This is a genomic window from Streptomyces cathayae (genome assembly GCF_029760955.1).
Lineage (GTDB): Bacteria > Actinomycetota > Actinomycetes > Streptomycetales > Streptomycetaceae > Streptomyces > Streptomyces cathayae.
In genome coordinates, this window is sequence record NZ_CP121682.1 from 541,922 (window position 1) to 560,964 (window position 19,043).

The following is a 19,043-nucleotide window of genomic DNA, read 5'->3' on the forward strand; positions in this document are numbered from 1 at the left end:
CCCGCCGGGTTGCGACGGTCTCCGCCGCGATGGACAGGGCGGTCCCCTCCGACGTACGCGCCCCGAGGACGGGCTGCGCGCGGGGGCATCCGGACGGCGGCAGGCGCGGACGACCGGTGGCGGGCCGAGCCCGCCGTCCGACGTGACGGCCGGGCGGCCGCGCGAGCGGCCGCTCCTACGGACACCGGGATTCCCCCCTCACGGCCTCTCCCGCGTTGCGGGCTCCGGCCCCCGGTGGTCGACTGATGCCGACGACGGCACTCCGGAGGAGCAGAGCGGCGACGGGCGGCCGAGTGGGGCCTCCCGACGTCAGGACGCGGTACGGGACCGGGGGCGCCGGCGGACGACCGCTTCTGCCGCACCACGGCTTTCGCACCCACGAGACGTGGGATCCCGGCGAGGTGTTCTCACGGCGGGGTGCCGCGGTCCGGCGTGACCGCCCCGGTCCGGCCGGGACGGGCCAGGGCCCCGGGGAGAACACGGCCGTGCCGGGGCCGGGCCGGATAAACACAGCCGCTCCGGGGCACGCGAAAAGGCCTCGGTCGTCCCGGTCCCGTGCCGCGCGGGACCCGGTCCTCCACCACCGGAAGACGAAAGGCTGACCCATGACAGACACCCCGCCCGCCACCACGACGGACTCCGGCGCCCCGGCGGAGAGTGACGAGCACTCGCTCACCGTAGGTCCCGGGGGGCCGATCCTGCTGCACGACGCCTACCTCATCGAGCAGATGGCGCAGTTCAACCGCGAGCGGATCCCCGAACGTCAGCCGCACGCCAAGGGAAGCGGCGCCTTCGGCCACTTCGAGGTGACCCACGACGTGAGCGCCTACACCAAGGCGGCCGTCTTCCAGCCGGGCACCCGCACCGATCTGCTCGTCCGCTTCTCGACCGTCGCGGGCGAGCGCGGCAGCCCGGACACCTGGCGCGACCCGCGCGGCTTCGCGGTGAAGTTCTACACCAGCGAGGGCAACTACGACATGGTCGGCAACGACACGCCGGTGTTCTTCATCAAGGACCCGATGAAGTTCCAGCACTTCATCCGGTCGCAGAAGCGCCGCGCGGACAACAACCTGCGCGACCACGACATGCAGTGGGACTTCTGGACCCTCTCGCCGGAATCCGCCCACCAGGTCACCTGGCTCATGGGAGACCGCGGCATCCCGCGGACGTGGCGCCACATGAACGGCTACTCCTCCCACACGTACATGTGGATCAACGCCGACGGCGAGCGGTTCTGGGTGAGGTACCACTTCAAGACGGACCAGGGCATCGAGTGCTTCACCCAGCACGAGGCCGACCAGATGGCCTCCGTCGACACCGACTACCACATGCGGGACCTCTTCGAGCACATCCGCGACGGCGATTACCCGAGCTGGACCCTGCACATGCAGGTCATGCCGTACGAGGAAGCCGCGGGCTACCGGTTCAACCCCTTCGACCTGACCAAGGTGTGGCCGCACGGCGACTACCCCCTCATCCCGGTCGGCCGCATGACACTCGACCGCAACCCGACCGACAACCACGCCGAGATCGAGCAGGCGGCCTTCCAGCCCAACAACCTGGTCCCCGGCATCGGCCCGAGCCCGGACCGCATGCTGCTGGCGCGGCTCTTCTCCTACGCCGACGCCCACCGCGCCCGGATCGGCACCAACTACCAGCAGCTCCCCGTGAACGCCCCGGTCGTCGACGTCCACACCTACTCCAAGGACGGCGCGATGGCCTACCGGAAGACGGCCGACCCGGTGTACGCGCCGAACTCCAAGGGCGGTCCCGCGGCCGACACCGAGCACTACGGCACTCCGCCCAGCTGGGAGGCCGACGGGGCCCTCATGCGCACCGCCTACGTCTCCCACCCCGAGGACGACGACTGGGGCCAGCCCGGCACCCTGGTGCGCGAGGTCATGGACGACGCCGCGCGCGACCGGCTGGTCGACAACGTCGTCGGACACCTCCTCAACGGCGTGACCGAACCCGTCCTCGAGCGGGCCTTCGAGTACTGGACGAACATCGACAAGAAGATCGGTGCCCGTATCGCCCAGGGCGTGCGGGCGAAGGCGGACGAGAAGGACCCCAAGGCCGCCGAACAGGGCAATCCGGCCCGGCGCACCCTGCAGGAAAAGGCCTGACGCCTTCGGCGAAGGACGAGTGGGCGGCTTCGGTTTCCCGTCCGTGCGGGGCGTGCGTCACACGGCGCGCGCCCCGCACCTGTGTCCGCGCCTGCGGGGTCTGCCCGACTGTTCGAACGGCCGTCAGGCGACGGCCGTCGGCGCCAGTTCCCGTAGTTCGCGCAGGGCGGCCTCGACCGCCGGGCGGGCGTGGCCGCCTCCTCGCGTGCAGGTCAGCAGTTTGCGGTGCGGGTTGCCCGTACAGCGCACCCGGGTGATCGGCAGATGCGGGGACAGCTGGGCCAGCCGCGGGATCAGGGCGACGCCCAGCCCGTGCGCGACGAGATGGGCGGTGACGTTCCAGTCGAGGGCGTGGTGGACGACGTCCGGGGTGAACCCGGCGGCGCCGCACGCCGACATCACATGCGGCCGGCAGGGACTCTCCGGCACCGGCGCGATCCACGGCTCGCGCGCCGCCTCCTCGAGGCCGGCCCGCTCCCGCCCGGCCAGCGGATGCCCCTTCGGGACCACCAGGTCGAACGGGTCGTCCAGCAGCGGCCGCTGGTCGAAGCGCGCGTCGCCGAGCGGCGGGTTCCTCGGGGTGGCCTCCACGATCGCCAGATCGGTGGCCCCCTCGAAGAGCAGGTCGAAGCTCTTCGGCACCTCCGTCTCCAGGATCCGCACCGTCAGCCGCGGATGGCGCGCGCCCAGCCGGGCCGCCATGGGCGCCAGCAGCACCGAGATCGCCACCGGGAATCCGGTCACCCGCAGCAGCCCGGCGGGGGCGCCGCGGTCGGCCCGCAGGTCCAGTTCGGCCTGCTCCCAGCGGGCCTGGATGGCGTCGGCGTGCGCGAGCAGGCTCTCGGCCGCCGGGGAGAGCCGTACCCCGCGCCCCTGTGGTTCCAGCAGGTCGACGTCCAGGTCGCGGGCGAGCTGGCGGATCTGCTGGGAGGCGGCGGACGGGGTGAAGTGCAGGGCCCGGGCAGCCGCTGTGACCGTGCCGTAGTGGGCGACCGCCCTCAGGACGTGCAGCCGGCGCAGGTCAATCATGTAGCCCACGCTTCACGGTCGAGTCCACAAAGTCAACCTGGACGTGTACGGATGTTCCGGCGCACCCTGGGCTGTGTCACGACGGCCGACCGGGCCGTGTCGTCAGGGGAGCCGCACGTTCGAGAACGCGCGGGCTCGAGGCTGCGCGGGCCCGGTGATGTGAGGAGCTGAGGAGTCATCATGACCAGCACGCCCAAAAGCACCGGCGCGACCGGCGTCGTCTGCCCGTACTGCGGATGGCCGGACGACGGCGAGCCGTTCCGGCTGGTGTCGCGGCACACCACCGCGGCGGGCAGCACCGTGTGGACCCGCTGCGGCTGCGGCTCGCTCCAGGTCCGCGTCGCCGACGACCGCGGCAGCCGCGTCGTCACCCGCAGCAGGCCGCCCGCCGACGTCCCGCCGAGCCGGGCGGGCGGGGCGTGCGGTGTGGGCGGGACGGGTCACTGAACGGGGCGCCCGTTGACAGGCCGCGCACCTCGGCCGTACTAATCGGGGAGGTGAGCGGAAGGCGTGGACGTGCAGAGACTTCCCCTGTCCGGGGTCACGGTGGTCAGTCTGGAGCAGGCCGTGGCCGCTCCGTACGCCACCCGGCAGCTCGCCGATCTCGGCGCCCGTGTGATCAAGGTGGAGCGGCCGGGCGAGGGGGACTTCGCCCGTCGCTACGACACCACCGTCCACGGTCACTCCAGCTACTTCGTGTGGCTCAACCGCTCCAAGGACTCCCTCACGCTGAACCTCAAGGATCCGCGGGGCCTGGAGATCCTGCACCGGCTCCTCGCCGGTGCCGACGTGTTCGTGCAGAACCTGGCACCGGGCGCGGCCGGCCGGCTCGGCCTGGGCACCGACGAGCTCACCCGGCGCCACCCCCGGCTGATCCCCTGCACCGTCTCCGGCTACGGCACGAGCGGTCCCTGGGCCGACCGCAAGGCGTACGACCTGCTGGTGCAGTGCCAGACGGGCCTGGTGTCACTGACCGGGACCCCGGACGGCACCGCCCGGACCGGCATCTCGGTGGCCGACATCGCCGCCGGGATGTACGCGTACAGCGGTGTCCTCACCGCGCTGTACACCCGCGCGACCACCGGCACCGTCCACCCCGTGGAGGTGTCGCTGTTCGAGGCGCTCGCCGAGTGGATGGGCCAGCCCGCCTATTACACCCGCTACGGCGGCACCCAGCCCCCGCGGCTGGGCACCCGGCACGCCACGATCGCCCCGTACGGGACGTACCCGGCCGCCGACGGGCGTGAGGTGCTGTTCTCCGTCCAGAACGAGCGCGAGTGGGCGGCCCTGTGCACGGAGTTCCTGGGCCGCCCCGAGCTGGCCGGGGATCCCCGCTTCGTCACCGGTTCCGCCCGGGTGGCGCACCGTGAGGAACTCGACGCCGTCATCACCGAGCGCTGCGCCCGCTCCGGCGCCGAGGAGCTGCTGGAGGAGCTGGAGGCCGCCGGCATCGCCTGCGCCGGGGTCAACGACGTCGCCGCCTTCCTCGACCACCCGGTCCTCGCCGCCCGCGACCGCTGGCGCGAGGTGGCCGTGCCCGGAGCGACCGTTCAGGCCCTGCTTCCGCCGGCCGACCTCGCGGGCCTGCCGCCCCGCATGGACCCGGTGCCGGCCGTCGGCGAACACACGGAGGCGATCCTCACCGAACTGGGCCACTCCCCCGCCGACATCGACGCCCTGCGCGCGGCCGACGTCGTCTGAACGGGTGCCGTCGTCCGCGCGGGCGACAGGCAGGCCACGGCGTCCGATCCGCGCCTACGAACCGGACGCCCCCTGGCGCCGGTGCAGCGCCGTCAGCACGTCCTCGTCCGTCAGCTGGTCGAAGTCCGAGTACCACTCGCCCACGGCCATGAAGCCGACGGGCCGGTGCGGGCAGACCACCTCGTCGGCCTCGGCGCGCATCCGTTCGACACTCTCCGGGGAGCCGACCGGGACGGCCAGCACGAGCCGGGCGGGCGCCTGACGCCGTACGAACCGGAGCGCGGCACGGGCCGTGGAACCGGTCGCCAGACCGTCGTCGACGACGATCACGGTACGTCCCCGCAGCTCGGGGGCGGGCCGGCCCTGGCGGTAGAGCTGTTCACGGCGCCGCAGTTCGACACGCTCCCCCTCGACCACGGAATCGAGATCGGCCTCGCTCAGGCCCAGTGCCCGCAGGGTCGACGGATCGAACAGGGGCACCTCGTCACCGGCCATCGCACCGACGCCGACCTCCCGGTGGAAGGGGGCGCCGATCTTCCGGACGACGAGTACGTCGAGCGGCGCCTCGAGCGCCTCGGCGACCTCGTGGGCCACGGGGACGCCACCGCGGGGCAGGGCGAGGACCACGGCCTCGGGCAGCGCGCCGTCGCCCTGCATCCCGCGCAGCCTCTCGGCGAGTTCCCGGCCGGCTTCCCGCCGATCACGGAACAGCATGACGGACGCCCCTCTCCGCACCGGTCCTGGCACCGGGGGCGGCTGCCCCGGTGCGGCTCCCGCGTACCCCGTCGCGGACGGTCCGAAGCACGCTCCGCCGACGAACCTCCCGCGCCGGTGCAGGAGCGCATGACCGGGGGACGAGGGGGTACCCCGGGGCGCATGACCGGTATCGACATCGGCAGTGACGCCTTCAACGACCACACGTTCATCGCGCGGCGGCACGCCTACGAGGCGGCGAACGTCTCGCCGCCGCTGGCCTGGAGCGGCGTGCCGGACGACGCGGCGGAGCTGGTCCTGCTGTGCGAGGACCCCGACGCGCCGTCGGGGACGTTCGTGCACTGGATCGTCGTGGGCATCGACCCGCACAGCGGCGGTGTCGGCGCGGGGCAGAGTCCGCCGCGGGGCACCGCGCTGGTCAACGGCTACGGGGAGCGCGGCTGGGGCGGGCCGCATCCGCCGCCCGGGGACGACGCGCACCACTACGTCTTCCGGCTCTACGCCCTCGCCGAGCCGTGTGTGCTGCCCGACGCGCCCCGCGCGGAACAGGTGCACGAGGCGGTGGACAGGGCCCGGATCGCCGACGGCACCCTGGTGGGGCTGTACCGGCGCTGAGCCCCCGCCGGGTCTCACCGGCGGGGACCGCGGCCGGGGCTGGTGAGACGGCTCGCGGCCCGCCCGCCCCGGCCGGTCCGGTGCTCAGAGCGCTCCGGGGACTTCCTCCGTGACGCCGTTCAGCGGTGACGCCGGGTCGCTGCCGTAGGGGCGGGTGATCACTTCCAGGCCGTGTCCGGCCGGGTCGCGGAAGTACACACCGCGTCCGCCGTCGTCGCGGTTGATCCGGCGCGGGTGCCGGCCGTGCGGATCGGCCTGGACGGGGACCCCGGCGTCCACGAGCCGGCCGAGGATCGGGCCGAACTCCTCCTCGGAGACGAGGAAGGCGTAGTGCTGCACGGGAATGTCGGCGTCGATGGTCGCGAAGTCCAGTGTGACGCCGTTGGCCGTCGTCACCGGCAGGAACATTCCGGCCGGTTCGCCGACCTCCAGCCCCAGGATCCGGGCGAGGAAACGGGCGGACTTCTCCCGGTCGCGGGTCAGGACAATGGTGTGGTTCAACTCGACTGACACGGTTTCCATGCCTCCACGGGCATCCGCGGCGCCTCCATGCCTCACCCTGCCGGTGACCGACACGCGATGCCGCCCGGGGATCATAGGCAGCCCGGTCGGCCGTCGTCGAGGTGTTCTCGACGCCCCCGCCGCCTACGGGGCCTCCCTGGCCTCGTCGACGTGGGCGGCCACCTGGTCCAGGAAGCGGCGCACGTCGGCTGCGGGCAGCGGGAGCGCGGCCCCACGGGGACGTTCGAAGCTGTGCAGCGCGGCTTCGACGAGGGGCCGGAAAGCGCTCCCGGAGCCGACGACCGCCTTCGCCGCCCTGCGCTTGGGAAGCCACTGGTCGGTGCGGCAGAACACCAGGGAGCGGCAGCCGTTGAGCACCCTGTTGTCCGCCAGGTGGCCCTCGCCGTCGGCGTGTTCGCGGACGGAGGCCCGCAGCGCGGTGAGCAGTGCGGCGCGGGGCGGCTCGGCGATCACCTCCCGGGCCGGCCTGCCGAACAGCCGGCGTCCGGCCCGAGAGACGATGGAACGGTCGATGACGTACCAGAAGTCCGCGGACTCCCCCGGGTCGAAACTCACCTTCTCCGGCAGCTCCGCGCCGGTGTTGAGGTCCAGCAGGTAGCCGGCCCCGCCCTCCCCCGTCCCGGCGACGGCGTCGGAGGCGTGGACGACCAGTTCCAGCCCGGCCGCGGGACACGGCAGTGCGAAGTGGCTGAGCGTCCCGGCCAGTTCGTGCAGCGCCCGGCGGGGCAGGGACGGGTCCACCACGACCATGACGTCGACGTCACTGCGCCCGTGCAGGTAGTCGCCGAGGGCGATCGAACCGACCGCGAGGACGCTCACCAGGTGAGGGCCGCAGACGGTGCGGATGCGGTGGACCTGCTCCTCCAGATAGGGGCGGAGCTCGGCGGGCACGGGCTGCGGGAAGGCGGGAGAACCAGGAGGACCAGGAGAGGCGGGGGTACGGGCCATGCGCTCAGTCTCCCCGGCGGAAAGCGCCCCCTCGCCCCTCGCCTGCCGTGCGGCGCCCGTCGCCCGGCGCCCAACGGCAGGGCCCGGCCGTCCCTGCCGGACCCCACCGGCCCCCGGGGTACCCGTCGGGGCCGTTTTCAAGCATCGGCGGCTCATCAGGGCCGTCCGGCCCTAGCCCTGGTGGTTTCCGCCGCCGACGATGGACCGATGTTCCAGAGCGATGGCTTCCGCGCACTCGATCGCCAGGAGTGCCTGCGCCTGCTGGCCAAGGTGCCGGTGGGGCGCGTCGTATACACCCGGCAGGCGCTGCCTGCCGTCCTCCCGGTCAACTTCTCCCTGGACACGGACTCCTCCGTGCTGCTGTGCACCTCGCGGGACTCCGACCTGGTGCGCGCGATCGACGGTGTCGTGGTGGCCTTCGAGGCCGACGACTTCCAGACCGGGATACGGGCCGGCTGGAGCGTGGTGATCACCGGCCGGGCCGCCGTGGTGACCGATCCCGCCGAGCACGAGCGGCTGCTGCGGGACGGTCCCGACTCCTGGATGCCGATGCGGGACGGGGTGTTCGTACGGATCGAGGCCGGCATGGTCTCGGGGCGGGAACTCACGGGCCTGGGCGTGCGCGGCACCGCGCCGACCACCTGAGAGCCGAACCGCAGGGCCACCGGGCCACCGGCCCGGTGGCACACGGCAGTTGATCACGGCCCCGGGGGCATCCCGTACGGTACGCCTGTGACCGAGTACAGCACTGAGGAAGCCCCGGGGCGCTTCGGCCCCACCGCCACCACCGAGGCCGAGCCCGGCGAGGTGGGCCGGGTACGCACGGAATACTCGCCCGCGCACGACGGTGACCCCGATCCCGGGGAGATCGTCTGGACCTGGGTGCCCTACGAGGAGAACGACGGCCGGGGCAAGGACCGTCCGGTGCTCGTCGTCGCGCGTGAGGCGGCCGGAACCGTCCTCGCCGTGCAGTTGTCGAGCAAGCGGCGCGACGGGGACCGGGACCGGGTGCCGATCGGCAGCGGGCCGTGGGACCGGTCGGGCCGGGATTCGTGGGTCGCCGTCGACCGGGTGCTGCGGCTGCACGAGGACGGCATGCGCCGCGAGGCCTGTGCCCTGGACCGGATGCGGTTCAATCTGGTGCGTCACCGGCTGCGGGAGCGCTACGGCTGGAGCTGACCTCCGCGGTGTCCGCCGTGTCCGCGGTGTCTTCCGCGTCCGCCGCCAGGTCCGCGAACGTCCGGTCGAAGGACGTGCGGATCGTTCCCCCGCGCGTGCGGTCCAGGATCCCGAAGACCACGTGCTCGAAGGCTTCCGCGAACCGGCCGCCCGGCTCCAGCAGCGCCCGGAACGCGGCCGCCACCCCTGCGGGGTCGTTGCGGAAGACCCCGCAGCCCCAGGCGCCCAGCACCAGCCGCCGGTGACCGACCGCCGCGGCGGTCTCCAGCACCCGTTCCGCCCGGACGGCCAGGGCACCGGGCACCTCACCCGCACGCTCCGGCGCCGTCCGGAGGATGACGCCCGCGTTCGGCGCGGGCGAGGTGAGGAAGCCCGCCCGGAACGGCTCCTCGAGGAGCCGGCCGCGGTCGTCGCGGAAGACGGGCACGGCGGGTGAGTGAATCACCCGGTCGGAGTAGAACGGGTCACGGTGGGTCCGGTGGTGGTCGTAGTACTCGGGGGTCCGCAGCAGGCAGGTGTGGAGCGCGGAGGCCCGGCACAGCGCCTCCTCCTGGGCCTGCGCGCCGTTGAGGTAGCCGCCGCCGGGGGTGGGGGTACCTCCCTGCTCATGGGGGTCCCTCCCGCTCGAGCGGAGCCGAGAGTGGGGGAGAAGCTGAGAGCTTGGGGGATCGCGGAGGCGAAGTTCAGCACCGCCGGCTCCCGGCGCGGCTCGCCCGGCTCCGCGTCTTCCGCGAGCCGGCGCGCGGCCTCCAGGCTGCTCTCCCCGGTGACCTCGATCCGTGTCCTGGCCGGGGAGGCCCGCTCCGGGACCTCCTTCGGACCCCGCACCGGCTCCGGCCCGTACAGCCGGGTCCCGTCCCGGGCGGCCCGGACGGCCTCCGCGAGGCGCACCTCGCGGCCGCTCGGAGCGCGGTAGGCCCCCGCCGCCACGATCTGCCCGGTCTCGCGCGCGATGCCGCGCAGACGCGCGCTCACGCCGCGACCCCCGTACGCTCCGTGACCGCGCGCCCCGCGGCTCCCCTCACCGACATCCCCACCGGCTCCCCGTGATCTCCCCGTCGTGCCCGTACGAGCATCGTGAGCGATGCTGGTGAGGCGACGCAACGGAGTTTCGCCGCTCCCGGCACGCCCCACCGGGCGCCCTTGTGCCGAGCGTCGCGAGGGTTTTGGGTGGACGGGTTGAAGCCGGACGGGACCGAAGAACCCCGTCCGGCGACATGGAGGTATCTCAGGAGGATCCCCACATGTCCGATTCGGCAAGTGGCCATACCGAGCCACGTCCCGCCGTCACCGAAGCCGAGGTGGATGCGCTGGTCCGCGGCATCTGCTTCAAGACCGGACCGCCGCGCCGCCTCGGGGTCGAGGTGGAATGGCTCGTCCACGAGCTGCGTGCCCCGCAGCTCCCCGTGACATCCCAGCGACTCGAAGCGGCCTACGCCGCACTGCGGACCGTGCCCCTGAGTTCGGCGCTCACCGTCGAACCCGGCGGCCAGCTGGAGCTCAGCTCGCCGCCCGCCGTCTCCCTCATGGAGTGCGTCGACACCGTCCGCGCCGACCTCGACGCCGTCCGCGCGGTCCTGCGCGAGGACGGTCTCACCCTCGTCGGGCTCGGCCACGATCCCTGGCACGCACCACGCCGGTTCCTGCGCGAACCGCGCTACGACGCCATGGAGGCCTGCCTGGACCGCACCGGCCCCGCCGGCCGCGCCATGATGTGCGCCTCCGCGTCCGTACAGGTGTGTCTGGACGCCGGGTACGAGGAGCCGGGCGCCCTCGGCCATGTGCGGCGCTGGTGGCTGGCGCACCAGCTCGGTCCGGTCCTGGTCGCCGCGTTCGCCAACTCCCCGCTGGCCGGTCACCGGCCGACCGGCTGGCTGTCCACCCGGCAGCTGCGCTGGGCGCAGATCGGCACCGGTCGTGCGGGCGGTCCCGTGCTGGACTCCGATCCGCGCGCGGCCTGGGCCCGCCACGTCCTGGACGCGCCGGTGATGTGCGTACGGCGCGACGCCGGCCCGTGGGACGTGCCGAAGGGGCTGACCTTCCGTGAGTGGACCAGGTCCAGGGCGCCCAGGGCGCCGACCCGGGACGATCTCGACTACCACGTGACGACGCTGTTTCCGCCGGTCAGGCCGCGCGGTCACCTGGAGCTGCGGATGATCGACGCCCAGCCCGGTGACGACGGCTGGATCGTGCCGCTGGCCGTGACGACGGCACTGTTCGACGATCCGGAGGCCGCCGAGACCGCCTACCGGGCGGTGAAGCCGCTGGCCGAACGGACCCACGGGATGCCGGCGCCGCACAATCCGCTGTGGCGGGACGCGGCCCGCGGCGGCCTGGCCGATCCGGAGCTGCGCGAGGTGGCCGCCGCCTGCTTCGCCGCGGCGCTGCGGGCGCTGCCCCGGCTGGGCGCCACGACCCCGGTCGTGGACGCGGTGGCGGCGTACCGGGACCGCTATGTCGCCCGGGGCCGCTGCCCCGCCGACGAACTGCTCGACACCCTGCGCGGCGGTGTCGCCGCCCGCGCCGACGGCACCGCCGTGTCCGGCGCGCGCACACACCCGCAGACGCACGGAGCGCCTCCGCACGGGAAGGACACCCGCTCATGACCGACCCCGCTCCCGACTCCGAGGCCCTGCGCGAGCGCGCGGCCGCCGCGCTGATCACCGCGCGCGACCGGACCACCCTGCTGACCGGCTGTGTCGACGAACCCGAGCTGACCGCACAGCACTCGCCGCTGATGTCGCCCCTGGTGTGGGACCTCGCCCACATCGGCAACCAGGAGGAGCAGTGGCTGTTGCGGGCCGTCGCCGGGCAGGAGGCGATACGGCCCGAGATCGACAGTGTCTACGACGCCTTCGAGCACCCGCGTGCCGAGCGGCCGCGGTTGCCGCTGCTGCCTCCCGAGGAGGCCCGCCGCTACGCCTCGGACGTGCGCGGCCGGGCGCTGGACGTGCTGGAGGGCACCGCGTTCCACGGCGAGCGGCTGACCGAGGCGGGCTTCGCCTTCGGGATGATCGCGCAGCACGAACAGCAGCACGACGAGACGATGCTGATCACCCATCAGCTGCGCAAGGGGCCGCAGGCGCTGACCGCTCCGGACCCGGATCCGGTGCCGCTGTTCACCGGCCCGTCCGAAGTACTGGTTCCCGGCGGCCCGTTCACCATGGGCACCTCCGACGAGCCGTGGGCGCTGGACAACGAACGTCCGGCGCACCGGCGCGAGGTGGCGCCGTTCCACATCGACACCACCCCGGTGACCAACGCCGCCTACCAGGCGTTCATCGAGGACGGCGGCTACGACGACCCGCGCTGGTGGACCGCACAGGGCTGGGCCCACATCCGCCGGAACTCCGTCACCGCCCCGCTGTTCTGGCAGCGGGACGGCACGCCCGGCGCGGGGCGGTGGCTGCGGCGCCGCTTCGGTGTCACCGAGGCCGTACCGCCCGACGAGCCCGTGCTGCACGTGTGCTGGTACGAGGCCGACGCGTACGCGCGCTGGGCCGGGCGCCGGCTGCCCACCGAGGCCGAGTGGGAGAAGGCCGCCCGCCACGATCCGGCCGGCGGCCGCTCGGCGCGCTACCCCTGGGGCGACGCCGAGCCCGGCCCGCTCCACGCCAACCTCGGCCAGCGGCACCTGCGTCCCGCGCCCGCGGGGAGCTATCCGGCCGGTGAGTCGCCGCTCGGGGTGCGCCAGTTGATCGGTGACGTGTGGGAGTGGACGTCGAGCGACTTCCTGCCGTACCCGGGGTTCAGGGCGTTCCCGTACAAGGAGTACTCGGAGGTGTTCTTCGGGCCCGGGTACAAGGTGCTGCGCGGCGGTTCGTTCGCGGTGGACGCGGTGGCCTGCCGGGGCACCTTCCGCAACTGGGACCATCCCGTCCGGCGGCAGATCTTCTCCGGCTTCCGCACTGCACGCTCGGAGAGCGTCTGATGTGCCGTCACCTCGCCTACGTGGGGCCCGAGGAGCCGCTCGGCCGGCTCCTCGTGAGCCCGCCGCACGGGTTGTACCGCCAGTCGTGGGCGCCCCGGCGCCAGCGGTACGGAACGGTCAACGCCGATGGTTTCGGCGTGGGCTGGTACGCGCCGGGAGACCCGGTGCCGGCCCGGTACCGCAGGGCCGGACCCATCTGGGCGGACCTGTCGTTCGCCGATCTCGCCCGGGTCGTCCGCACCCCGGCGCTGCTCGCCGCCGTACGGGACGCGACCCTGTCGGGCGCGGACGGTGAGGCCGCGGCGGCCCCGTTCGCCGCGGGGACCTGGCTGTTCAGCCACAACGGTGCCGTGCGGGGCTGGCCCGGCGCGCTCGCACCGCTCGCCGGGTCCCTGCCCGCCGAGGACGTGCTGTCGCTGGAGGCCCGCAGCGACTCCGCGTTCGTGTGGGCCCTCGTGCTCGCCCGGCTGCGGGCCGGGAAACCCGAGGGGCAGGCACTGGCCGACACCGTGCTGGAGGTGGCCGCGGCGGCCCCCGGTTCCCGGCTCAACCTGCTGCTCACCCAGGGCGACACCGTCACCGCGACCGCGTGGGGCGACACCTTGTGGTACCTCGCCCGGCCGGGCGGTGGCACCGTCGTCGCCTCGGAGCCCTACGACGACGATCCGCACTGGTGCGAGGTCCCCGACCGCACGCTGCTGGCGGCGAGCCGCACCGACGTGCTGCTCACCCCGATCGAGGAGCCGGACGAGGTCCTGGCGCCCACCGACCCATCGGCACCCCTGAAGGAGCTCCGCACGTGAGTCCGTTCCTGCTCACCCGCACCCTGCCCGAGGACGCCACCGACGCGGCCCTGCGCGCCGACGTCCTCCGGGGCCTCGGCGACAGGCCGAGGACGCTGCCGCCGAAGTGGTTCTACGACGCGTACGGCAGCGAGCTGTTCGAAGAGATCACCGAGCTGCCCGAGTACTACCCGACGCGGGCCGAACGCGAGATCCTGCTCGCCCGCTCCGGTGAGATCGCCGCAGCGGCCGGCGCCCGTACCCTGGTCGAACTGGGCTCCGGATCCTCGGAGAAGACCCGCCACCTGATCGACGCTCTGACCGGGCTGCACACCTACGTCCCCGTCGACGTCAGCGAGAGCGCCCTGACCCGGGCGGGGCGGGCGCTCGTCGCCGAGCGGCCGGGCCTGGCCGTACACGCGCTGATCGCCGACTTCACCGGCCGGATGACACTGCCCGACACCCCGGGCCCGCGCCTGGTGGCGTTCCTCGGGGGCACGATCGGCAATCTGCTGCCCGCCGAGCGGGCCGCGTTCCTGGCCTCCGTCCGCGCGCTGCTCGCCCCGGGGGACGCGCTGCTGCTGGGCACGGACCTGGTCAAGGACGAGAAGGTACTGGTCCGGGCGTACGACGACGAGGCCGGGGTGACGGCCGCCTTCAACAAGAACGTCCTGACCGTGATCAACCGGGAGTTGGGCGCCGACTTCGATCCGGCCGCCTTCGACCACGTGGCCGTGTGGGACGCCGAGCACGAGTGGATCGAGATGCGGCTGCGCTCGCGCGGGGCACAGACGGTGAAGGTCCCCGCGCTCGGTCTCGCCGTCGACTTCGCCGCGGGCGAGGAACTGCGCACCGAGGTCTCGGCGAAGTTCCGCAAGGAAGGGGTACGTGGTGAATTGGCCGCTGCAGGGCTGGAGTTGACGCGGTGGTGGACGGACGAGGAGGGCCGGTTCGCGCTGTCGCTCAGCGTGGCGCGCTGACGGAGGACGCCCGGTACGTGCGGGCCCGGGAGACTGACATCTCGCGCTCGCGCACCGTCTGGGGCACGGTGGAAAGACGTGTGACACAGGAGGCGTCCCGCGTACCGGTGGGAGCCGCCGTCGAGAGGAGCACCCGCATGTCGAACCACACCTACCGGGTCACCGAGATCGTCGGCACCTCGCCCGACGGCGTGGACCAGGCCGTCCGCAACGGCGTCGAGCGCGCCGCGCAGACCCTGCGCAACCTGGACTGGTTCGAGGTGACCCAGGTGCGCGGCCAGATCGAGGAGGGCCGGATCGCGCACTGGCAGGTGGGCCTGAAGGTCGGCTTCCGCCTGGACGAGACGGACTGACCCCGCCCCGGAGGGGAACGGCCCCGTCCCGGAACGGGGCCGGCACGGGCCCGTGAGGAGGCACAGGACCCTGTACGTACCCGCGGGAACGTACCCGCGGGAGGGGGAGGGCGTCAGGTCCGCTCCTTCCCCCTCCTGTGCCGCCTCCGGTTCCTCCGGCGGGGCCGTCCGGCGGGCGCTTCCCGCTGTCGGTCACACCGCCCGGCCCGGACGGGGGAATGCGGCGGCGGACCAGGTGTTGAAGCAGGTGTGACCCCGTTGATCGCCCGTACCCGCTTCTCCGTTCTCGACCGGTCCCGCATCCGTGAGGGACACACCGGTCCCGAGGCGCTGCGGGACACCGTGCGGCTGGCGCGGGAGGTGGAGCGGCTCGGCTACCACCGGTTCTGGGTCTCCGAGCACCACGGCGTGCCCGGGGTGGCCGGTTCCGCGCCGACGGTGCTGGCCGCCGCCGTCGCCGCGGCGACCGGGACGATCCGCGTGGGCACCGGCGGGGTCATGCTGCCCAACCATCAGCCACTCGTCGTGGCGGAGCAGTTCGGGGTGCTGGAGTCGCTCTTCCCGGGGCGGGTGGACATGGGCCTGGGCCGCTCGGTCGGCTTCACCGACGGGGTGCGCAGGGCCCTGGGCCGCGACAAGGACGACGCCGAGGACTTCGGCGCCCAGATCGACGAGCTGCTCGGCTGGTTCCGCGGCACCTCCCCCACCGGGGTGCGCGCCCGCCCGGCCGAGGGGCTGGCCGTGCCCCCGTTCGTGCTCGCCATGGGCGAGGGGGCGGCGATCGCCGCTCGCGCGGGCCTGCCGATGGTCATCGGCGACCTGCGCGACCGCGACCGGATGCGCCGCGGCATCGACGACTACCGCGCGCGGTTCCGCCCGTCCGCCTGGGCGAGCGAGCCGTACGTGGTGATCTCCGGCACGGTCGCCGTGGCCGGCACGTCCGAACAGGCCCGCCGGCTGCTGATCCCGGAGGCCTGGTCGATGGCGCACTCCCGTACCCGCGGCACCTTCCCGCCGCTGCCGCCCGCCGAGCGCGTCGGGTCGCTCCTCATGACGGCCAAGGAACGCGACCTGTACGAGTCCGGGCTCAGGGGCCACCTCGCCGGTACCGAGGAGCAGGTGGCCGACGAACTGGAGAGGGCGCTGAAGGAGACGGGCGCCCAGGAGGTCCTGGTCACCACCAGCACCCACGACCGTGCGGCCCTGCTGGACTCCTACCGGCGGCTCGCCGCTGTCGCCGGTCTCCCGGGGACGGACGGCGGCGCGCGCCCCGATCCGGACGGCGGCGCGGCGCGCCGGTGAGGCGCCTCACCGGCGCGCACACGGTTCCCTCCGGTCAGCCGCGGCCGCGCCGCGGAACGTCACGGCCCCGCCGGGTCGCGTCGTCGCTCCGCAGGGTGTCGTCCGGCACTCCCTCGCTCTCGATGCGCTCCTTGCGGACCCGGCCGCGTACGGTCTCGTTCTCGGTGCGCTCCTCCATGGTCAGCCGTACCCGTTCCACGGGTACCGCCCTGGTCTCCACGACGGGACGCTCCTCGTGCAGCGTGACCTCGTACTCGGCCTCGCCGATCTCGGCGCCGGAGAGCGCGGCCGCGCGGTCGGCCTCCGTGATCGGCTCGCGCACCACGTGCACCTCCTCGTGGCGCACCGGCACGATCTTCTCGACCTCCTCCGTCACGACGTACTTGCGCAGCCTGGCCCGTCCGGTCTCGCGTCGCTCGACGCGGACGTGCATCTCCTCCTCCATGCGCGTCATGGAGTCGGCGCCCGGCCCGCCGCGCGCGGTGGTCCGGCCCGCCTTCCCGGTCGCCGCCGACGTTCCCGCGGCGCCGGCCGCCGTCGTGTTCGCCGTGCGGGCTGTTCCAGCGGCACCCGGCGTCCCCGTCCTGCCCGGCATCGTCCTGTCCGGCGTCGTTTTGCCCGGCGTCCCGGCCTTTCCGGTCGTGCCTGCCATCCCTGCCGCGCCCGCCGCGCCGGCGGCACCCGCCGCGCCGGCCGTCCCCGCCTTGCCCATACCGGGGTGCCGGTCGCCGCGGCCCTCGCCGGAGCGCCCGGTGTCGTCGCGCAGCACACCGCTCCAGTCGATGCCGTAGTACTCGTACAGCCGGTGTTCCTCCGACTCCGACAGGTGGCCCTGGGAGTCGACGTCGACGTCGGGTGCGCCCTTGACCTTGTCCTTGAGGTACGGGACTTCGAGGTGGTCCTCCACCAGTTCGGCGTCACGGATGGGGATGAACGACTCGTTGGAGCCGAACATGCCCGTCCTGACGCTCACCCACTCGGGGCGGCCGCTCATGTCGTCGAAGAAGACGTGCTTGGCCTCACCGATCCTGTTGCCCTCGCCGTCGTAGACGGGGTGATCCAGGAGGATCTTGACCTCATCGCGGGTGATCATCTGGTCTCACCCTCCTTTCAGGGTGTCACTCCCGTCCGGATGTCCTCATCAACCCCATGGAAACTTCACATAAGGGATAAAAAGCGCTTAATTTTCGACAGCGCTCACTTCTGGTGCCCCCGTCGCACGTCCTCGACCGGATGTTCCCGCCCGGGGCCGTCGGCCGGCGGCTGCGCGGCGGCGGCCAGGGCACGGCGGTCGACGTGGGTGCCGGGCGGGATCGCGGCCCGTATCTCGACCTCGGCGATCAGGCCGCGGGCCGAGACCACCCGCCACAGGGACGCGAACAGGGTGTCGTCGCCGACGAAGGCCGCGGCGGTGGCCGGCGTCCCGTGCGGGCTCCGGTAGTGGATGCGGACCGGCTGGACCGGCGCCCCGGCGTCCAGTGCCGCCTGGAAGACGGCCCGGCGGAAGGAGCCCTGCCGACGGCCGCACCAGGTGCTGCCCTCGGGGAAGGCGGCGACCGCCGCGCCCTCGCGCAGCGCCCCGGCGATCCGGGCGACCGTGTCCGGCAGGGCACGCAGGCGGTCGCGGTCGATGAACAGGACGCCCGCGCGTCCGACCAGCGGCCCGGCCACCGGCCATCGCCGTATCTCGGACTTGGCCAGCATCCGGGCCGGACGGACCGCGCTCAGCAGCGGTATGTCGAGCCAGGAGATGTGGTTGGCGACGAGGAGCAGCCCGCCGGTGGGCGGGGCGGCGCCGGTGACCTGGACCCGGACCCCGGCGGCCCGCACGATCCACCGGCACCAGCGGCCCACCGGCCCCGCCGGGATCCACCGGCCGACCGGCAGCAGCGCCACCCCGGCGAGGACGAGGAGGACGACCGCCGTCAGGCGCAGCACAGCCCTCGGTACGGCCGTCGCGGCCCTCGCCGGCTCCACACAGCCGCTCGGGGTGCAGGGCGCTGTGGGCAGCCAGACGCTCATCAGGCCGGCACGAGGGAGAGGAAGTGCCGCAGGTAGCGCGGGTTCACCCGGTCCATCGGCAGCAGTACGTACAGGTCGGCTACGCCGAAGTCCACGTCGTGCGCGGGCTCGCCGCAGACCCAGGCGCCGAGCCGGAGGTAGCCGCGCAGCAGGGCGGGCAGCTCGGTGCGGGCCGCGGGTGCCGCGGCCGCCCCGGGGTTCGTCCGCCACGGGAGCAGGGGTCGTACGCGGTACTCCTCGGGGGCGAGGTGCTTGCCCCGCACCCGGTCCCAGGCGGCGGAGGCGAGCGCGCCGCCGTCGGCGAGCGGTATGGAGCAGCAGCCCGCCAGCCACGTGTGCCCCCGCTCGACCATGTAGCGGGCGATGCCGGCCCAGATGAGGCCGATGACCGCGCCGTCGCGGTGGTCGGGGTGCACGCAGGAGCGGCCGACCTCGACGAGGCCCGGCCGGATCGGGTCGAGCGCGCCGAGGTCGAACTCGCTCTCGGCGTACAGGCGCCCGGCGACCGCGGCGCGCTCCGGCGGCAGCAGCCGGTAGGTGCCGACGACCTGGCCGCTCACCTCCTCGCGCACGAGCAGGTGGTCGCAGTAGGCGTCGAAGGGGTCGATGTCCAGGCCCGGCTGGGAGGTGGACAGCAGGGCGCCCAGCTCGCCGGCGAAGACGTCGTGCCGCAGTCGCTGGGCGGCGCGCACGTCCTCCTCGTCGCGGGCGAGGGTGACGGTGTAGCGGATGGGTGCCGCGGGCTTCGCGGGGTGGTCTGCGGTCAGCACGCCGGTCATGGCTCTCTCCTGGTCACGCGCCGGAGCGGGAAAGTGGGGACTCCCCTTGTTTCTCCCTAC

At 73.6% G+C, this 19,043-nt stretch carries 19 protein-coding genes and 1 pseudogene; 12 read left to right on the forward strand and 8 right to left on the reverse strand.

The window, feature by feature from the left end; translation table 11 throughout:
- The first annotated feature begins 605 nt into the window (after window positions 1-605).
- Window positions 606-2,126, forward strand: a complete 1,521-nt coding sequence (locus PYS65_RS02560) for a catalase (RefSeq protein ID WP_279332065.1) — start codon at window positions 606-608, stop codon at window positions 2,124-2,126.
- A 123-nt stretch (window positions 2,127-2,249) separates the two neighbouring features.
- Here PYS65_RS02560 and PYS65_RS02565 read toward each other — a convergent pair whose 3' ends face one another.
- Window positions 2,250-3,155 carry a LysR family transcriptional regulator gene (locus tag PYS65_RS02565; protein WP_279332066.1) on the reverse strand — a complete coding sequence of 302 codons (906 nt, stop codon included), beginning with the start codon at window positions 3,153-3,155 and terminating at the stop codon, window positions 2,250-2,252.
- A gap of 180 nt (window positions 3,156-3,335) precedes the next feature.
- Here PYS65_RS02565 and PYS65_RS02570 point away from each other — a divergent pair, with 180 nt between their 5' ends.
- Window positions 3,336-3,602 (forward strand): hypothetical protein, encoded by a 267-nt coding sequence (locus PYS65_RS02570; protein ID WP_279332067.1) that lies wholly within the window; start codon window positions 3,336-3,338, stop codon window positions 3,600-3,602.
- A gap of 63 nt (window positions 3,603-3,665) precedes the next feature.
- Entirely contained in the window at window positions 3,666-4,856 is a 1,191-nt protein-coding gene (locus PYS65_RS02575) for a CaiB/BaiF CoA transferase family protein (protein ID WP_279332068.1), read from the forward strand.
- Window positions 4,857-4,910: 54 nt separating this feature from the next.
- Here the strand turns inward: PYS65_RS02575 and PYS65_RS02580 are convergent, their stop codons facing one another.
- Window positions 4,911-5,570 (reverse strand): phosphoribosyltransferase, encoded by a 660-nt coding sequence (locus PYS65_RS02580; protein ID WP_279332070.1) that lies wholly within the window; start codon window positions 5,568-5,570, stop codon window positions 4,911-4,913.
- A gap of 162 nt (window positions 5,571-5,732) precedes the next feature.
- On the opposite strand from PYS65_RS02580, the gene PYS65_RS02585 reads away from it, so the two are divergent.
- Window positions 5,733-6,185, forward strand: coding sequence for a YbhB/YbcL family Raf kinase inhibitor-like protein (locus PYS65_RS02585; protein WP_109382302.1), 453 nt, complete (start codon window positions 5,733-5,735; stop codon window positions 6,183-6,185).
- Window positions 6,186-6,269: 84 nt separating this feature from the next.
- On the opposite strand, the gene PYS65_RS02590 is transcribed toward PYS65_RS02585, so the two are convergent.
- Together PYS65_RS02590 and PYS65_RS02595 are read right to left on the reverse strand one after the other, a co-directional pair.
- Window positions 6,270-6,698: a VOC family protein gene (locus PYS65_RS02590; RefSeq protein ID WP_279332072.1), complete on the reverse strand. Its 429-nt coding sequence runs from the start codon at window positions 6,696-6,698 to the stop codon at window positions 6,270-6,272.
- A gap of 132 nt (window positions 6,699-6,830) precedes the next feature.
- The gene (locus PYS65_RS02595; protein ID WP_279332073.1) at window positions 6,831-7,655 is read right to left on the reverse strand and encodes a nucleotidyltransferase domain-containing protein; all 825 of its coding nucleotides are present in this window, start codon (window positions 7,653-7,655) and stop codon (window positions 6,831-6,833) included.
- A gap of 207 nt (window positions 7,656-7,862) precedes the next feature.
- On the opposite strand from PYS65_RS02595, the gene PYS65_RS02600 reads away from it, so the two are divergent.
- Both PYS65_RS02600 and PYS65_RS02605 read left to right on the forward strand, forming a co-directional pair.
- Window positions 7,863-8,300, forward strand: coding sequence for a pyridoxamine 5'-phosphate oxidase family protein (locus PYS65_RS02600; protein WP_279332074.1), 438 nt, complete (start codon window positions 7,863-7,865; stop codon window positions 8,298-8,300).
- A gap of 87 nt (window positions 8,301-8,387) precedes the next feature.
- The gene (locus tag PYS65_RS02605) at window positions 8,388-8,834 is read left to right on the forward strand and encodes a type II toxin-antitoxin system PemK/MazF family toxin (RefSeq protein WP_279332075.1); all 447 of its coding nucleotides are present in this window, start codon (window positions 8,388-8,390) and stop codon (window positions 8,832-8,834) included.
- On the opposite strand, the pseudogene PYS65_RS02610 reads toward PYS65_RS02605, so the two are convergent.
- Window positions 8,788-9,809 (reverse strand): annotated as a pseudogene (locus PYS65_RS02610) (TIGR02452 family protein). The gene PYS65_RS02605 and the pseudogene PYS65_RS02610 overlap by 47 nt on opposite strands.
- Before the next feature lie 269 nt (window positions 9,810-10,078).
- On the opposite strand from PYS65_RS02610, the gene egtA reads away from it, so the two are divergent.
- The 6 genes from egtA (at window position 10,079) to PYS65_RS02640 (ending at window position 16,182) form a co-directional block, all read left to right on the forward strand.
- The gene (gene egtA / locus PYS65_RS02615; RefSeq protein ID WP_279332076.1) at window positions 10,079-11,440 is read left to right on the forward strand and encodes an ergothioneine biosynthesis glutamate--cysteine ligase EgtA; all 1,362 of its coding nucleotides are present in this window, start codon (window positions 10,079-10,081) and stop codon (window positions 11,438-11,440) included.
- Complete coding sequence (gene egtB / locus PYS65_RS02620; RefSeq protein ID WP_279332077.1) at window positions 11,437-12,765, forward strand: ergothioneine biosynthesis protein EgtB; 1,329 nt, start codon at window positions 11,437-11,439, stop codon at window positions 12,763-12,765. The genes egtA and egtB overlap by 4 nt, the downstream gene beginning before the upstream one ends.
- Complete coding sequence (gene egtC, locus PYS65_RS02625) at window positions 12,765-13,568, forward strand: ergothioneine biosynthesis protein EgtC (RefSeq protein WP_279332078.1); 804 nt, start codon at window positions 12,765-12,767, stop codon at window positions 13,566-13,568. The genes egtB and egtC overlap by 1 nt, the downstream gene beginning before the upstream one ends.
- The gene (gene egtD / locus PYS65_RS02630) at window positions 13,565-14,527 is read left to right on the forward strand and encodes an L-histidine N(alpha)-methyltransferase (protein WP_279332080.1); all 963 of its coding nucleotides are present in this window, start codon (window positions 13,565-13,567) and stop codon (window positions 14,525-14,527) included. Before egtC ends, egtD begins: the two co-directional genes overlap by 4 nt.
- A 137-nt stretch (window positions 14,528-14,664) precedes the next feature.
- A complete protein-coding gene (locus PYS65_RS02635) occupies window positions 14,665-14,880 on the forward strand; it encodes a dodecin (RefSeq protein WP_279332081.1) in 216 nt (71 codons plus the stop codon).
- A gap of 249 nt (window positions 14,881-15,129) precedes the next feature.
- Window positions 15,130-16,182, forward strand: a complete 1,053-nt coding sequence (locus PYS65_RS02640; protein WP_279332082.1) for an LLM class flavin-dependent oxidoreductase — start codon at window positions 15,130-15,132, stop codon at window positions 16,180-16,182.
- 34 nt (window positions 16,183-16,216) lie between these two features.
- Here PYS65_RS02640 and PYS65_RS02645 read toward each other — a convergent pair whose 3' ends face one another.
- The 3 genes from PYS65_RS02645 to PYS65_RS02655 all read right to left on the reverse strand — a co-directional run bounded on the left by PYS65_RS02645 (window position 16,217) and on the right by PYS65_RS02655 (window position 18,983).
- Complete coding sequence (locus tag PYS65_RS02645; protein ID WP_279332083.1) at window positions 16,217-17,275, reverse strand: DUF2382 domain-containing protein; 1,059 nt, start codon at window positions 17,273-17,275, stop codon at window positions 16,217-16,219.
- Between the two features lie 104 nt (window positions 17,276-17,379).
- Window positions 17,380-18,204: a lysophospholipid acyltransferase family protein gene (locus tag PYS65_RS02650; protein WP_279332084.1), complete on the reverse strand. Its 825-nt coding sequence runs from the start codon at window positions 18,202-18,204 to the stop codon at window positions 17,380-17,382.
- Window positions 18,204-18,983, reverse strand: coding sequence for a GNAT family N-acetyltransferase (locus PYS65_RS02655; RefSeq protein WP_279332085.1), 780 nt, complete (start codon window positions 18,981-18,983; stop codon window positions 18,204-18,206). Before PYS65_RS02655 ends, PYS65_RS02650 begins: the two co-directional genes overlap by 1 nt.
- Window positions 18,984-19,043: the final 60 nt, after the last annotated feature.

Coding starts and splice junctions, on each gene's coding strand:
- PYS65_RS02560 (WP_279332065.1), top strand. CDS start 606: ATGACAGACACCCCGCCCGCCACCACGACGGACTCCGGCGCCCCGGCG.
- PYS65_RS02565 (WP_279332066.1), bottom strand. CDS start 3,155: ATGATTGACCTGCGCCGGCTGCACGTCCTGAGGGCGGTCGCCCACTAC.
- PYS65_RS02570 (WP_279332067.1), top strand. CDS start 3,336: ATGACCAGCACGCCCAAAAGCACCGGCGCGACCGGCGTCGTCTGCCCG.
- PYS65_RS02580 (WP_279332070.1), bottom strand. CDS start 5,570: ATGCTGTTCCGTGATCGGCGGGAAGCCGGCCGGGAACTCGCCGAGAGG.
- PYS65_RS02585 (WP_109382302.1), top strand. CDS start 5,733: ATGACCGGTATCGACATCGGCAGTGACGCCTTCAACGACCACACGTTC.
- PYS65_RS02595 (WP_279332073.1), bottom strand. CDS start 7,655: ATGGCCCGTACCCCCGCCTCTCCTGGTCCTCCTGGTTCTCCCGCCTTC.
- PYS65_RS02600 (WP_279332074.1), top strand. CDS start 7,863: ATGTTCCAGAGCGATGGCTTCCGCGCACTCGATCGCCAGGAGTGCCTG.
- egtA (WP_279332076.1), top strand. CDS start 10,079: ATGTCCGATTCGGCAAGTGGCCATACCGAGCCACGTCCCGCCGTCACC.
- egtB (WP_279332077.1), top strand. CDS start 11,437: ATGACCGACCCCGCTCCCGACTCCGAGGCCCTGCGCGAGCGCGCGGCC.
- egtC (WP_279332078.1), top strand. CDS start 12,765: ATGTGCCGTCACCTCGCCTACGTGGGGCCCGAGGAGCCGCTCGGCCGG.
- PYS65_RS02635 (WP_279332081.1), top strand. CDS start 14,665: ATGTCGAACCACACCTACCGGGTCACCGAGATCGTCGGCACCTCGCCC.
- PYS65_RS02645 (WP_279332083.1), bottom strand. CDS start 17,275: ATGATCACCCGCGATGAGGTCAAGATCCTCCTGGATCACCCCGTCTAC.
- PYS65_RS02650 (WP_279332084.1), bottom strand. CDS start 18,204: ATGAGCGTCTGGCTGCCCACAGCGCCCTGCACCCCGAGCGGCTGTGTG.
- PYS65_RS02655 (WP_279332085.1), bottom strand. CDS start 18,983: ATGACCGGCGTGCTGACCGCAGACCACCCCGCGAAGCCCGCGGCACCC.